This window comes from Agrococcus sp. GCM10030265 (assembly GCF_042666675.1).
Taxonomy (GTDB): Bacteria; Actinomycetota; Actinomycetes; order Actinomycetales; family Microbacteriaceae; genus Agrococcus.
Genome location: NZ_JBHTCZ010000002.1, coordinates 1,137,033 through 1,150,691 on the forward strand (window position 1 = coordinate 1,137,033; position 13,659 = coordinate 1,150,691).

Genomic DNA, 13,659 nt, shown 5'->3' on the forward strand with positions numbered 1-13,659 from the left:
CCTCGATGACCTTCGACGTGATGCTGCCCTTCTACGGTCGCTTCGACCACCTGCAGCTGGCGGTCGAGAGCGTGCTGTCCCAGACGCACGAGGATCTGCGCCTCGTCGTCGTCGACGACGTCTACCCCGACCTCGCTCCCGGCGAGTGGGTGCGCTCGCTCGGCGACCCGCGCGTCGAGTACGTGCGCAACGAGGTGAACCTCGGCGTGAGCCGCAACTACCTCTCCTGCGTCGACCGCATGCGCAGCGACTACTCGATGCTCATGGGCTGCGACGACGTGATGCTCCCCCGCTTCCTCGAGCGCGTCCACGAGCTCGTCGCCGAGCATCCGGGCGTCGACGTCGTGCAGCCCGGCGTCCGGGTGATCGACGGCGACGGCGGCGCGACCGATCCCCTCGCCGACCGCGTGAAGCGACTCGTCTCGCCGCGCGGGCCCCGCCCCGTGCTGCTGTCGGGCGAGCCGCTGGCGCGCAGCCTGGCGTTCGGCAACTGGACCTACTTCCCGTCGATCGTGTGGAAGGTCGAGACCATCCGCTCGATCGGGTTCCGCGCCGAGCTCGACATCGTGCAGGACATCGGCATGCTGCTCGACATCGCGCGACTCGACGGCTCGCTCGTGCTCGACGACGAGGTCGTCTTCGCCTACCGCAGGCACGCCGCGAGCGTGTCGTCGGCGACGGCGGTCTCCGGCAAGCGCTTCGACCAGGAGCGTGCGATCTTCGAGGAGCAGGCGAGCCTGCTCGCCGAGCGCGGGTGGCCGCGCGCCGCGCGCGCGGCTCGACGGCGCAGCCTCTCGCGCCTCAACGCGCTGACGCAGCTGCCCGCCGCGCTGCGCGCGGGAGACGCGGCAGGCAGGAGCGCGTTGCTGCGGCACGCGCTGCGCTGACGACGATAGGCTCGGTGCCATGACGGCTGCGCGACGAGTGCTCATCGTCATGCCCGCGTTCAACGAGGAGGAGGCGGTCGGCGCATCGATCGCCGACGTGCTGCGCACCCTCCCCGGCGCCGGCTGCCTCGTCGTCGACGACGGCTCTCGCGACGCGACGGTCGAGCGCGCTCGCGCCGCCGGCGCGCTCGTCGCACGCCTCCCCTACAACCTCGGCGTCGGCGGTGCGATGCGCGTCGGATTCCGCTTCGCCCTCGAGCACGGCTACGACGTCGTCGTGCAGATCGACTCCGACGGCCAGCACGACCCGGCGTACGTGCCCGAGCTGCTCGCGCGGCTCGACGACGCCGACGTCGTGCTCGGCGCTCGCTTCGCGGGCGTCGGCGACTACCGGACGCGGGGCCCGCGCAAGTGGGCGATGTCGGTGCTGTCGACCATCCTCAGCCGCACGGCGGGCACGCGCCTGACCGACACCACGAGCGGCATGCGGGCCTCCGGCCCGGCCGCCGTGCGCTTCTTCGCCGAGAACTACCCTGCCGAGTACCTGGGCGACACGATCGAGTCGCTGACGCTCGCGGCGCGCGCCGGCCTGCGGGTCGTGCAGGTGCCGGTCGTGATGCGCGAGCGGCAGGGCGGGGTGCCCAGCCACGACTTCTGGAAGTCGACCGTGTTCCTCGGTCGTGCGGCGATCGCGCTCGTCTTCGCGCACATGCGCTCCGTCTCGACGCTGGCAGGTCGCCCGTGAGCATCGTCACCTACGTGCTGGCGATCGCGTGCGCGATCGTCGGCATCCTCGTCGTCGTCGAGCTGCAGCGCAGGCAGCGCCTGCGCGAGCGGCATGCCATCTGGTGGATGATCGCGGGGTTCGGGGCGCTCGTGCTCAGCGTCTTCCCGCAGCTGCTCGAGTGGGCTGCCGACGTCGTGGGCGTCGAGGTGCCGACGAACCTCGTGTTCTTCGCATCGATCGCGCTGCTGTTCGGCATCTGCCTGCAGCTGTCGAGCGAGGCGACCGAGCTCGAGACGAAGACCCGCACGCTCGCCGAGCGCATCGCGATCCTCGAGCTGCGCATCGCCGAGCTCGAGCGCGGCTCGCGCGCACCGCAGTCGCCCGCCGACATGCGGCGCGACGACGAGACCGACCGGGCCTAGCCGCTCAGACCCCGTCGACGACGGGCGCCTGCGGCGTGCGGTCGTCGTCCGCGAGGCGGCCGGACGCGCGGACGAGCCCGGCGACGTGGACGGCGACGCCGAGCGCAGGGCCGACGCCGACGGCGACGACGGCACGCGTCGCGAGGTCGCCGGGCACGAGCAGCAACGCGATCGTCGTGATGGCAGCCACCGCCCATCCGCCGAGGTACGCCCCGTGCGATGCGCGTGCGAGCACCATGGCGCCGCTCACCGTGAGCAGCGCGATCGAGCCCGCCGAGCCGACGATGCCGGCGAGCACCGCGCCCGGCATGCCGTAGCCGCGGTCGAAGAACGCGGCGAGCGCGACGGGGCCGAGCCACCATGCGAGTGCCGCGAGCGCCGCCGACACGACGGCGACGACCACGGCGATGCGTCCGAGCAGCGCGAGCGGCCTCCCCTGCGCTCGGAACCGGGTGACGAGGAAGGTCTGCAGCGCCATGACCGCGACGACGAGCGGAGCGCGGGCGAGCGTGAAGGAGAAGGAGAACGCCCCGAACTCCTCGTCGGGCACCTCGGGCGACAGCACGCGCAGGGCGAAGGGGAAGCCGCTCACGAGCAGCGCGGTCGCGGCGCTGCCACCCACGGTCACCGCGATGGTCGCGAGCAGCGCCCGCGGCGAGGCGACGACCCCGACCGACGCGATCGCGCGGCGCACGGGCACGAGCGTCACGACGACCGTGACGAGGAAGGGTGCGGCGAACGCCAGCACCACGACGGGCATGGGCGCGCCGAGCGCGAGGGCGAGCGTCGTGAGCACGGCACGCGTCGCGGCGTCGACGACCATGGTCGTCGCGACGAGACGCCACGCCTCAGCGCCGTAGAGCAGCCCCGAGACGGCCGCGAGCAGCACGTATCCACCGATGCCGAGCGCGAGCGCCGCGGCGATCGCGGGCTCGCCGCCCGCGAGCAGCGCGGCGACGGCGATCGCCACGATCGCGACGGCCCCGACGACGAGCACGGCCGCGAGCACCGAGCGCCCGCGCCCGCCCGGCGCCGCAGGGCCGGAGGCTCGTGCGATCTCGTGCTGCACGCCCGCGACGGCCGCGACGACGAAGTACAGCAGCGACCACCACACCGTGAACGACTCGTAGCCGTCGGGCGGCAGCAGCCGGGCTGCGAGCAGCTGCGACACGTAGCCGAGCCCGCCGGCGACGACCGTCGCCCCGAGCAGCCACGTCGCCGCGCCGATCCGCGCGCCCGCGCGCTCAGGCATCCGCCGGCATCCGCGTGCGCCGCGCCGCGCGCACCCGCTCGACCCAGTAGGCGACGCCCCTGCCCGGGCCTCGGTCCTTCAGGCGCATCGCCCAGCGCTCCACGCCGTGCCACGACAGCCACGCCATCGCGAACGCCGCCACGAGCGCGAGGAGCGTGAACGGCACGTAGCCCCACAGGTGCACCCCGAGCGCGGCGAGCACCTGCTGCATGGGCCAGCCGTAGAGGTAGAGCCCGTACGAGTAGTCGTTGTCGCGGCCGATCCACTGCAGGCGACGCGGCAGCCGCGCTGCGAGGTACAGCAGCACGTAGGCGAAGGCGGGCAGCCCGACGACGTGCAGGCCACCGCGGAACGCGCTCACGACGACGACGACCGCCGCGAGGGCCGCGAGCCCGTCGTGCAGGGGCACGTGCCGCGAGTACACGGCGATGCACGAGCCGATCATGAAGATCAGCGTGAGCTGGATGAAGTAGCGGTCGGTGAAGAACGGCAGGAGGCCGAGCGCGGCGTCGCCGGCGATGGCGTACGCCATCTGCAACGCGAACAGCACGCCCGTGACGACCGGCACGATCCAGCGCGCGCTCACGAGCACGCCGAAGAGCACGAGACCCGCGATGACGAGGTACGCGAAGAACTCGTAGCGCAGCGTCCACAGCGAGCCGTTCATCACCGAGCCGGCGACGGCGCCGTACGGGTTGTCGCCGAAGACGTCGAGGATGCCGTACTGGCGGATCGACAGATCCCAGTTCGCCAGGAGGTAGGCGACGGGGCCGCCGGGCTCGGCAGTGAGGTACGCCGCGAGGTCGCGGCCCTTCGCGAGCCACCACGCGGGCCCGATGACGAACGCGGCGACCAGCAGCACGAGCCAGTAGGCGGGCATGATCCGCAGCACGCGATGCCAGAGGAACTGCACGACGTCGGTGCGCGCGCCGCTCTTCGCGATCAGGTAGCCGCTGATGGCGAAGAACCCGAGCACGGCGACGCCGCCCAGGTTCTCCTGCTGCTCGAAGCGGGCTGCGAACGGATCCTGGCCCCAGCCGCCGATGGGGTACGAGTGCGACAGGACGACGGCGGCTGCGAGCAGGAGACGCAGGATGCCCAGCGCGTTGTCACGCCCGGCGAGCGCCTCGCCGATGGACGGCCCGGTCGCCGTCGGATAGCGCGCGAATCGCGGTCGCGACTCGGTCGCGTCGAGCGAGGACGATCGATGCACGTGTCTCCCGACCCCGGATGGCCTGACCATGGACGCCCTCGATCCTAGGATGCGCGTCGGCGTCCAGCCGTCACCTCGTAGATTGGAGGCCGACACCGCGAGGAGGAGCGACGTGCAGCGACGCCTGAAGGACTTCGTGGCAGGGGCGGCGGTCTTCTTCGCCCTGGCCATGACGTGGTCGCTGGCGACCCCGTTGATGGGCGTGCCCGACGAGCCCGCGCACGCGGTGCGCGCGGCGGCGGCCGCCCACGGCCAGCTGACGTCGGTGTCGTCGGAGGTCGTGCCAGGCACCGCCGAGTTCGACGTGCCGGTCGGCATCGCGCAGGCCAACAACCTCGCGTGCATGGCCTTCGACCCCACCCTGACCGCCGAGTGCCAGCCCGACGTGCCCGACGAGGCGCAGCCGCTCGGCGCAGGCACCTCGACCGCGGGGCTGAACCTGCCGACGTACTACGTGCTGGTCGGATGGCCGACGCTCCTCCTCGGCGGCGAGGCGGGCATGTGGGCCATGCGCATCGTCAGCATCCTGCTGTGCTCGCTCGCGGTCGGCGCTGCCGTCATGGAGCTGCGCTCCGCTCCGCGCTCGCGATGGGCTCTCACAGGGCTCGCCCTCGCCGCCACGCCCATGACGCTCTGGCTCGCGGGCTCGCTGAACCCGAACGGCCTCGAGTGGGCGGCCTCGGCGGCCGCGCTCGCGGCGCTCGTGGCGATCGCCCGCGACGCCGATGCGTCCCGCGGCGTCCTCGTGCAGCGCGTCGCGGTCGTCGTCGCCGCCGCGGTGCTGCTCGTGTCGGCGCGCAGCATCACGATCGCCTGGCTGCTCGTCGCCATCGCCGCGGCGCTCGCGCTCGCGAACGCCGAGAGCCTGCGGGCCGTCGTGCGTCGCAGGACGCTGTGGATCGGCGTCGCGATCGGCGCCCTGTACGCGGGCGCCTGCGCCCTCTGGATCGTGCGGCCGCCGCAGTACGACTCGTACGTGCTCCCCGTGCCCGGCATCGGCGAGACCTTCGCCCAGGGCTTCTCGACCGTCTGGCGCGGCACGCCGTTCTACTGGCGCCAGATGGTGGGCGTCTTCGGCTGGAACGACACGCAGGCACCCGACATCGTCGTCGCCGCCTACGCCGCAGCCATCGGCGCGCTCGTGCTCGGCGCCGTGGCGCTCGCTCGCATGCGGACGCGCCTCGTGCTGCTCGGCGTGGTCGCCGTCATGCTCATCGTGCCGCCCGTCGTGCAGGGCCTCCTCGTCACCGAGGTGGGCTACATGTGGCAGGGCCGCTACATGCTCGCGATCCTCGCGATGCTCCTCATCGTCGCGGGCATCGCGCTCGACGAGCGCGAGCCGTCGCTCGGCGCAGCACGACTGCAGGGCACGCTCCTCGTGGTCGCGGCCACCGCCTCGGCGTTCGCGCTCCTCGTGATGGCGCAGCGATTCGCCGCCGGCACCGATCAGGGCTGGCGCGTCTTCCTGCTCGACCCCAGCTGGCAGCCGCCGCTCGGCACCATCGGCGTGACGATCCTCGCCGCCCTCACGACCGCGGCAGCGGTGCTGGCGCTCGTGCGCGCCGGCGACGGCCGTACGGAGCCCGTCGTGGTGCGCTCGACCGCGAGCGTGCGCTAGACCGGCGGCAGCGGCACGAGCCGCCCCCGACCCGCTCGTGCCACCGCCGCGGAGGCGCACGCCGGGGTCCGCGGCCGCGTCCGCCGGGCAGGCAGCGCGCGGCGGGCCGCGGACGCGTCGGTGCGGAGCGCGCGAGCCGCGGCCGAGCGCGGTCGCCGCAGGCACCGCCGCCCCGACCCGCTCGCGCTTCGCACGGCTGCCGCGCGCCCGCAGGCAGGCCACGATCGACGCCGCGCGAGCCCGGTCCGGGCCTCATCGCTCTCGCACGGACGACGACGGCCCGTGCTCCTGCAGGAGCACGGGCCGTGGGTCAGGCCGACGCGGCCGTCAGCGCGTCAGGGTGCGGCACGCCAGCCACGTCGTGCTGCCGGCGCCGACGTTGATCGCGGCGACGCAGACCTCGCTGCGGCCCGCGGGGATCGGCACCGTCAGCGAGAAGCCGTGGTCGGCCCCGTACGCGGGATAGGCGCGACCGACGTCGGTCCGCGTCTGGTTCGCGAGGCCTCGGCCGCCCCATCCGCCGTTGACGTAGACGTGCAGCTCGACGGCCGCAGCCGTGTCGGGATCGATCGACCATCCGCTCACGAGCGCGTTCGCGCCCGAGACGGATGCGTTCTCGAAGTTGCCGAAGGGCGAGCCGCTCGGCAGCGTCACCGACTTGCACCGCCAGACGTTCGAGCCGGCGCGCACGTTGATGTACGCGACGCAGACCTCGTGCACCCCGCCCGTGAGGCCCGAGAGCGTGGTCGAGTAGCCGTGGGCGTTGCCGTAGCCGGGGTTCGCCCGCCCGACGTCCGGCCTCGACGCGTCGGCGACGAGGGCGCCGCGGGGTCGGCCGTCGACGTAGACGTGGGCCTGGATCGGGTCGGCCGTGTCGGGGTCGATGGCCCAGCCGCCGAGCGAGACCGTGCCGGGACCCGTCGCCGTGACCACGTCGAGCGAGCCGAACGGCGGACCGCTCGCGAGGCTGCCCTCGACGGTCTTCCACGTGTTCGAGCCGCCGCCGACGTTCACGAAGGCGATCGAGACGTCGCTCGTGCCGACCGGCAGGGGCACGCGCAGCGTGTAGCCGTGCGCGGGGCCGTAGGCGGGATGGACGCGGCCGACGTCGGGACGGGCCTGGTCGGCACGCGTCGCCGAGATGAAGCGCGTGCCGATGTAGGCGTGCACCTCGATCGAGCTCGCGGTGTCGGGATCGATGGTCCAGCCGGCGACGACCAGCTCGGAGCCCTCGATGCGGGTCGTGTCGATCGATCCGATCGGAGAGCCCGTCGGCGTCGACACCTGCTGGCACGACCACGTGTTCTGCCCGGCGCCGACGTTGATGAACGCGAGGCACACCTCGCTCGTGCCCGCGGCGAGCCCGACCGTGATGTCGAAGCCGTGGGCGTCGCCCAGCCCGTAGGCGCGCCCGACGTCGGGTCGCGATCCGTCGGCCCGGTAGCCGGACTGCGCGACGCCGTTCACGAACGTGTGCACCTCGAGCGACGCCGACGTGTCGGGGTCGAGCGCCCATCCCGTGATGCGCACCGATCGCAGGGAGGTCGTCGTCGACTCGATGCGCACGATCGGCGAGGGGTCGCCGGCGAGCGGTCCGCGAGGATCGCCGAACCAGTCGCTGAAGATGCGCCAGAAGTTGCGGTTGCCGTACGCGGAGCACGCGTCGCCCGTGCCGTACAGGTTGCCGAGCGCTGCCGCGTTCGGCTGGTACGGCGTGTAGTTGTACAGGCCGGCGGTGGCCTGGTTGGCGACGTACACGCGGCTCGTGCCGCACGCGGAGTTGGGGTGGAACAGGATGTTGTTCCACGCGGCAGGCTGGTGGTTGTACGAGCCGGGGAAGGCCCGGTACACCTGGAACTGCCTGGCCGCGTAGTACACCTGGTAGAAGAAGCCGCCGAAGCTCGAGTCGCACGGAGCCGTGTCCGGGCAGGCGAAGCCGGTCGCCGACGAGTACCGCGTGCCGTTGGGGCTGCGGTGCGTGACGAGGCTCTGCTCCTTCTCGAGCAGCACGAGCAGCACGCGCGGGCTGACGCCGCACGCCGCGCCCACGCGGGCGACGATGCTCGCCGCCGACTCGGAGCCCGATCCGGCCATCGCGGAGCAGTACCGGTTGGCGGCCATCGCGGGCGTCGCCTGCGCGTACTGCGGCAGGCACGTGTAGCCCGCGGCGCAGTCCGGGCGACGCTGCTGCATGAACGACTGGATCTGCGACGTCGTCATCGAGCCGCCGTCGTAGAAGTTCGCGTCGGAGATGATGTTGCCGGCGTCGAAGTTGCGAGCATCCGCCGCCTGGGCGGGCGGAGCCGACGACGTCGACCAGGGCATGACGAGCGAGGCGAGCACCGCCAGCACGGTGCACACGACGACGATGGACGTGCGCCTGCGACGCGGGGCTGAGCCGATCCTCACGCGGGGCAGTCTAGGTGCGCGCCGAGGATTCTCCCAGGATCAGCCCCGCGGGTCGCAGAGATAGTCGTAGATGTGGTCGAGCGCCGCGTCCCAGTCGGCGTGGCCCGCATCGATCGTCGCGAGCGCACCCTGCTGCAGCGTGCGCCGCCGCTGCTCGTCGACGATCAGCTCGTCGAGGCGCTGCACGACGTCGTCGACCGTGCGCATCGACTGGTTGCTGTTCTCGTCGGAGAACAGCCACTTGAAGAAGGGGCTGTCCGGCGCGACCATCGTCGCGCCCGACGCCATGATCTCGAGCGGCAGGTACGACGGGTGCCTGCTGATCTGCAGGGTGAGCCCGATGTCGGTCTCGCGGTAGATGGCGCCCGTCGCGCGGTAGTCGAGCAGTCCCATGTCGACGAAGTCGGCCTGCTTCGGCAGGTAGCGCGCACCGGCGGCGATGATGCGCACCCCGTCGCCATGCTTGCGCTTGATCCGCGCGAGCGACTCGTAGGCGAGCTCCCAGCAGTTGCGGAAGTGGTCGCGGGCGTAGGCGAAGATCGTCACGGGCTCGTCGGGCGCCTTCTGCCTGCGACCCTCGGGATGGAAGATCGAGCGATCGACGGCGGGCGCGAACCACGTCGCCTGCTGGTCGTAGAGCCCCGTGTAGATCTTGTGCATCGTCGACGTGTTGCACAGGCCGTAGAGGCCGAGCCGGTAGCTCTCCTCCGTCATGGCGAACATCGTGCTCGCAGGGTAGAACTCGGGCTCGTAGTCCTGCACGAGGTAGAACTTGCGGCGCATGCCCTGCGCCTTCGCGAGGTGCATGGCCGTGAGCCAGAGCGTCGCGACGCCCGCATCCGCCTCGGGGATCGCCGCGAGCGACGCGTCGGTGCCGTCGTAGTGATGCACCTCGGCCTCGCGCAGCTCGGGGAAGGCGGCGGCGAGCGCCGTGGGCACCCAGTGCGGCGACGGTGCCGAGAACACGACGAACCGGTTGTGCACGCCGTGCTCGCGCTGCAGCTTCGCCGCGATGCGGAAGCAGGTGTTGAGCCCGCCGAAGAAGGGCATGTCGATGTCCGGGATGAACCAGTTGATCGTCTTGACGTCGATGCGGCCCGCGTGCTCCTCGTGCAGCGCGCGCACGCCGTCGCGCTGCGCGGCGCTCACGCTCGCCGTGCCCAGCAGGCCGACGGCCTCGGCGGAGATGCCCATCGACTGCTGCACGACGCCCCACGGGCGCCCCAGCGCCTGGAAGGTCGAGCGCAGCGGCGACGCCTCGTCCTTGGAGCGCAGCGCGGGCACCGCGGAGCGGCGGGACAGGTTGGGGCTCCAGAACGGGTCCTCGCCGCGCAGCCAGGAGTGGTAGCGCCAGTAGCTCGCGAAGAAGTCGGTCTCGGGGATGCCGCTGCCCGAGCGCGTGACCGACTCGTGGTGGCGCACGAGGTCGAACGGCAGCACGACGTTGCGCCGGCCGCGGAGATGCTGGTCGAGACCCAGCACGACGTCGGAGCCCGTGAGGATGAAGTTCTCGTCGAGCCCGCCGACCTCGTCCCAGTGCTCGCGGCGGATGAGGGTGCACGCACCCGTGACGGCGAGCGAGTCGCGGTAGTGCGCCGTCGAGCCCAGCATGGTCTCGGAGCCCGGCTCCATGCCGGTGAACGTGTTGTCGGCGAAGCCGTTGGGGCCGAGCGTCACGCCGCCGTGCTGGATGCGGCCGTCTGCGAAGCGGTGCTGCACGCCCACGGTGCCGACGCCCTCGCGCAGGAGGTGGCCGACCATCTCGGCGAGCCATCCCGCATCCATGACCTCGGTGTCGTCGTTGAGGGTGAGGACGAGCGGGCCGTCGGTCGCGGCGACGGCCGCGTTGATGGTCGTCGAGTAGTTGAAGGGGACCGACTCGTGCCACACGACGCGCACGTCGAGGCCGGCGGGCGTGTGCTCGGCGTACCAGGCCTCGCGCTCGTCGGTGCGGCCGGCGTTGTCGAAGATCGTGACGTCGAGCGCCGGGTACTCGGTGCGCGCGAGCGACGGGAGGAGGCGCGAGAGGTTGTCGCGGTGGTGCCTCGTCGGGATGACGATCGAGACCTTCGGCTGCTCGGCAGGCTCGAACCGCACGCGCAGCACCTGGCCGGCGGGCTCGGCCGTCGCGCGCTCGCCGCGGGCGGCGAGCGCCTCGACGACCATGGCGGCGTCTGCCGCGTCGGGGCGACGCGTCCGACGCGCGGCGGTCAGCAGCACGGAGGGCACGCGGCCGATGCGCGCGGCGTCGAGACCGTGGGTGAGCAGGAGTCGCCAGATGCCGCGGTCGTCGAGCACGGCGTCGGCGGGGATGGCATGGGCGCGGATCACGAAGGCGCGGTCGACGTGGTTGGCACCGAGCAGCATCTCGGGCGAGTGCTCGGGCACGAACTGCGGGTGCACGCGCTCGGTGCCGCGGCGGTGGTCGCGGTCGAAGGCGATGAGGGCACGCGAGGGGTCGTTGGCGTGCTCGCGCGCGATGACCGAGAGGGCACGGGGGTCGAGCTCGTCGCCGTCGCGCAGCAGCAGCACGAGCTCGTCGTCGGCGAGGCCGAGCGTCGCGATCGCGGTGCCGGACGCGGCGGGCACCAGACGTGCGCGCACGCCGCGCTGGCCCTCGACGCTGCGTCGCGTGCGGGCGTCGACGGCCGAGCCCGCGACCTCGACGACCACGGCGAAGCCGACGTGCGAGGTCGACGTCGGCTCGGGGAAGCCGGCCCGGTGCTCCTTGAGCCACGAGGGGTAGTCGCCGGGCTTCGTCACGCGGATGAAGCCGCCCGCGTCGCTGCCGTACGCCGCCTGGAACTCGGCGCGCGCCGCACGTGCCGTGCGCACTGCGACGAGTGCCGAGTGGCGCCCGCGAGACCCGGCGGGCAGGACCTTCCGAGCGACACGACCGAGGGCACGACGCAGCGACGACATGGCTCCGAGCCTAGCCAGTGCGACCCGTCGAGACACGCTGCGGTAGGCTCTGCGGGTTCGGAACACGATCTTGGAGGTGGCGTGGCTGCGGACATCGTCGCCGAGCGCGTGGCGCGGATCGAGGCCTCCCCCTGGGAGGAGGCCGGCGCGAAGGGCACGGGTCTTCGGGGCCTCGCGAATGCCGCGACCGACCTCTGGCGCTACCGCGAGCTGTTCGGGCTCCTCACGCGCCGCGAGCTGAAGGCTCGATACAAGGACTCCCGTCTCGGGTTCCTCTGGAGCCTCGTGCGACCGCTCGCGATGCTGCTCGTGTACGCGCTCGTCGTCGGCGAGTTCCTGGGCGCCGCGCGCTCGATCGAGGACTTCGCGATCTTCATCTTCGCCGGCCTGGCGATCTACACGCTGTTCTCCGAGATCCTCGCCGGCGGCACGAGCTCGATCGTCGCGAACGCGGGCCTCATCAAGAAGGTCTACCTGCCGCGCGAGATCTTCCCGCTCGCGACCATCGGGCCGGCGCTGTTCACCCTCGCGATCCAGCTCGTCATCCTCGTCATCGCGGCCCTCGCGTTCGGCACCCTCTCGTTCGGCCCGCATCTGCTCTACGCCCTGGGATCGATCGTGCTGCTCACGATCTTCGGCGCCGCGACCGCCCTCGTGCTCTCGGCGCTCAACGTCTACCTGCGCGACATCCAGCACCTCGTCGACGTGCTGCTCGTGCTGCTCATGTGGGGCTCGCCCATCCTGTACTCGCTCTCGATGGCGCACGACCGCTTCACGGCCTTCGGCGTCTCGGGGCTCAACGAGATCTACACGAACTCCCCGCTGACCCTCGCGGTGCTGGGCTTCCAGGAGGCGTTCTGGAACCCGGGCTTCTCGGCGCAGTACGTCGACCAGCTCTGGCTGCACATGCTCGTCGCAGGCCTCGCCGGCGTCGTGCTCCTCTTCGTGGGGCAGCGCATCTTCGCGCGCCTGCAGGGCGACTTCGCACAGGAGCTGTGATGCAGCACGTCCCCGTCGTCCGCGTCGAGAACGTCTCGAAGCACTTCACGGTCCGCAAGGACAAGAGCCTCAAGGAGCGCATCGTCAACGTGTCGCGCAATCGCGCGCACGTCGAGCGGTTCGAGGCGCTGAAGGACATCGACCTCGAGATCATGAGCGGCTCGACCGTCGGCCTCATCGGCCCGAACGGCTCCGGCAAGTCGACCCTGCTGAAGACCATCGGCGGCATCATCCAGCCGTCGTCGGGGCGCGTGGTGCGACGCGGCCGTCTCGCGGCGCTGCTCGAGCTGGGCGCGGGCTTCCACCCCGACCTCACGGGCCGCGAGAACGTGTTCCTCAACGCGTCGATCCTCGGGCTCAGCGAGCAGCAGACCGCGGGCTACTTCGACGAGATCGTCGCCTTCTCGGGCATCGAGGACTTCATCGACACGCAGGTGAAGTTCTACTCGTCGGGCATGTACGTGCGCCTCGCGTTCGCCGTCGCCGTGCACGTCGACCCCGACCTGCTGCTCGTCGACGAGGTCCTCGCCGTCGGTGACGAGGCCTTCCAGCAGAAGTGCCTCGACAAGATCCGCGCCTTCCAGCGCGAGGGCCGCACGATCGTGCTCGTCACGCACACCATGAGCCAGATCACCGACCTGTGCACGCGCGGCGTCGTCCTCGCGAAGGGCAACGTCGTGTTCGACGGCGCCCCGGTCGACGCGGTCGACCTGCTGCGCGGCGGCTTCCGCGCGCAGCGCGCCGAGGAGTCGGTGCGCCTCGAGCGCGAGGCGCGCGAGCGCGACGAGGCGGCGCGCGCGCGCGTCGCCGACCTCGACGTGGGGCTCGTCGACGCCGACGGCTCCCCCATCTCGACGCTCGAGCACGGCCGCGACGGCTTCGTCGACGTGACGCTCGACGCTCGGGAGCGCATCGACGACTGGAGCCTCGGGCTCCAGATCTCGACCTCCCTCGGGCAGCTCGTGCTCTTCACGACGACCGAGCGGCTGCGCGTGCAGAAGCGTCCGCTCGAGGGCCGGCAGCGTCTGCGGTTCCGCTTCCCCGCCTTCCACCTCGGCGGCGGCGAGTACACGCTCACGGCCGCGCTCTCGTCGGGAGACGACGAGCTGGCGCGCACGAGCGGGCCGACGTTCCGCACGGAGTCCCCGGAGCGGACGATGGGGCCGGTCGTCACCGATGTCGCCTTCGAGCAGCTCGTCTGACGCGTCGC

The 13,659-nt window shown here is 72.1% G+C and carries 10 protein-coding genes; 6 read left to right on the forward strand and 4 right to left on the reverse strand.

The window, feature by feature from the left end; translation table 11 throughout:
- Nucleotides 1-5 precede the first annotated feature (5 nt).
- Genes ACFQPP_RS09895 through ACFQPP_RS09905 form a run of 3 tightly spaced genes read left to right on the forward strand, consistent with a single transcriptional unit; the run spans nt 6 to nt 2,036 of the window.
- On the forward strand, nt 6-887 hold the full coding sequence (locus ACFQPP_RS09895) for a glycosyltransferase family 2 protein (protein ID WP_376916413.1): 882 nt from the start codon (nt 6-8) through the stop codon (nt 885-887).
- A gap of 19 nt (nt 888-906) precedes the next feature.
- Complete coding sequence (locus ACFQPP_RS09900; protein WP_376916414.1) at nt 907-1,632, forward strand: glycosyltransferase family 2 protein; 726 nt, start codon at nt 907-909, stop codon at nt 1,630-1,632.
- Nucleotides 1,629-2,036, forward strand: a complete 408-nt coding sequence (locus ACFQPP_RS09905) for a DUF2304 domain-containing protein (protein WP_376916415.1) — start codon at nt 1,629-1,631, stop codon at nt 2,034-2,036. Before ACFQPP_RS09900 ends, ACFQPP_RS09905 begins: the two co-directional genes overlap by 4 nt.
- Nucleotides 2,037-2,040: 4 nt before the next feature.
- On the opposite strand, the gene ACFQPP_RS09910 is transcribed toward ACFQPP_RS09905, so the two are convergent.
- Together ACFQPP_RS09910 and ACFQPP_RS09915 are read right to left on the reverse strand one after the other, a co-directional pair.
- On the reverse strand, nt 2,041-3,288 hold the full coding sequence (locus tag ACFQPP_RS09910; RefSeq protein WP_376916416.1) for a hypothetical protein: 1,248 nt from the start codon (nt 3,286-3,288) through the stop codon (nt 2,041-2,043).
- Nucleotides 3,281-4,501 (reverse strand): acyltransferase family protein, encoded by a 1,221-nt coding sequence (locus ACFQPP_RS09915; protein WP_376916418.1) that lies wholly within the window; start codon nt 4,499-4,501, stop codon nt 3,281-3,283. Before ACFQPP_RS09915 ends, ACFQPP_RS09910 begins: the two co-directional genes overlap by 8 nt.
- Nucleotides 4,502-4,613: 112 nt before the next feature.
- Between ACFQPP_RS09915 and ACFQPP_RS09920 the strand changes: the two genes are divergently transcribed.
- A complete protein-coding gene (locus tag ACFQPP_RS09920) occupies nt 4,614-6,119 on the forward strand; it encodes a DUF2142 domain-containing protein (protein ID WP_376916419.1) in 1,506 nt (501 codons plus the stop codon).
- A 327-nt stretch (nt 6,120-6,446) separates the two neighbouring features.
- On the opposite strand, the gene ACFQPP_RS09925 is transcribed toward ACFQPP_RS09920, so the two are convergent.
- Together ACFQPP_RS09925 and ACFQPP_RS09930 are read right to left on the reverse strand one after the other, a co-directional pair.
- Nucleotides 6,447-8,528: a hypothetical protein gene (locus ACFQPP_RS09925; RefSeq protein ID WP_376916420.1), complete on the reverse strand. Its 2,082-nt coding sequence runs from the start codon at nt 8,526-8,528 to the stop codon at nt 6,447-6,449.
- Between the two features lie 39 nt (nt 8,529-8,567).
- Nucleotides 8,568-11,363, reverse strand: a complete 2,796-nt coding sequence (locus ACFQPP_RS09930; RefSeq protein ID WP_376916421.1) for a glycosyltransferase — start codon at nt 11,361-11,363, stop codon at nt 8,568-8,570.
- A 168-nt stretch (nt 11,364-11,531) separates the two neighbouring features.
- Here ACFQPP_RS09930 and ACFQPP_RS09935 point away from each other — a divergent pair, with 168 nt between their 5' ends.
- Together ACFQPP_RS09935 and ACFQPP_RS09940 are read left to right on the forward strand one after the other, a co-directional pair.
- Entirely contained in the window at nt 11,532-12,449 is a 918-nt protein-coding gene (locus tag ACFQPP_RS09935) for an ABC transporter permease (protein ID WP_376916422.1), read from the forward strand.
- Nucleotides 12,449-13,651 (forward strand): ABC transporter ATP-binding protein, encoded by a 1,203-nt coding sequence (locus ACFQPP_RS09940; RefSeq protein ID WP_376916424.1) that lies wholly within the window; start codon nt 12,449-12,451, stop codon nt 13,649-13,651. Before ACFQPP_RS09935 ends, ACFQPP_RS09940 begins: the two co-directional genes overlap by 1 nt.
- The last annotated feature ends 8 nt before the right edge of the window (nt 13,652-13,659 follow it).

Bases quoted from the DNA above. Each gene is read 5' to 3' on its own strand.
- ACFQPP_RS09900 (WP_376916414.1), top strand. From the start codon at position 907: ATGACGGCTGCGCGACGAGTGCTCATCGTCATGCCCGCGTTCAACGAG.
- ACFQPP_RS09895 (WP_376916413.1), top strand. From the start codon at position 6: ATGACCTTCGACGTGATGCTGCCCTTCTACGGTCGCTTCGACCACCTG.
- ACFQPP_RS09940 (WP_376916424.1), top strand. From the start codon at position 12,449: ATGCAGCACGTCCCCGTCGTCCGCGTCGAGAACGTCTCGAAGCACTTC.
- ACFQPP_RS09910 (WP_376916416.1), bottom strand. From the start codon at position 3,288: ATGCCTGAGCGCGCGGGCGCGCGGATCGGCGCGGCGACGTGGCTGCTC.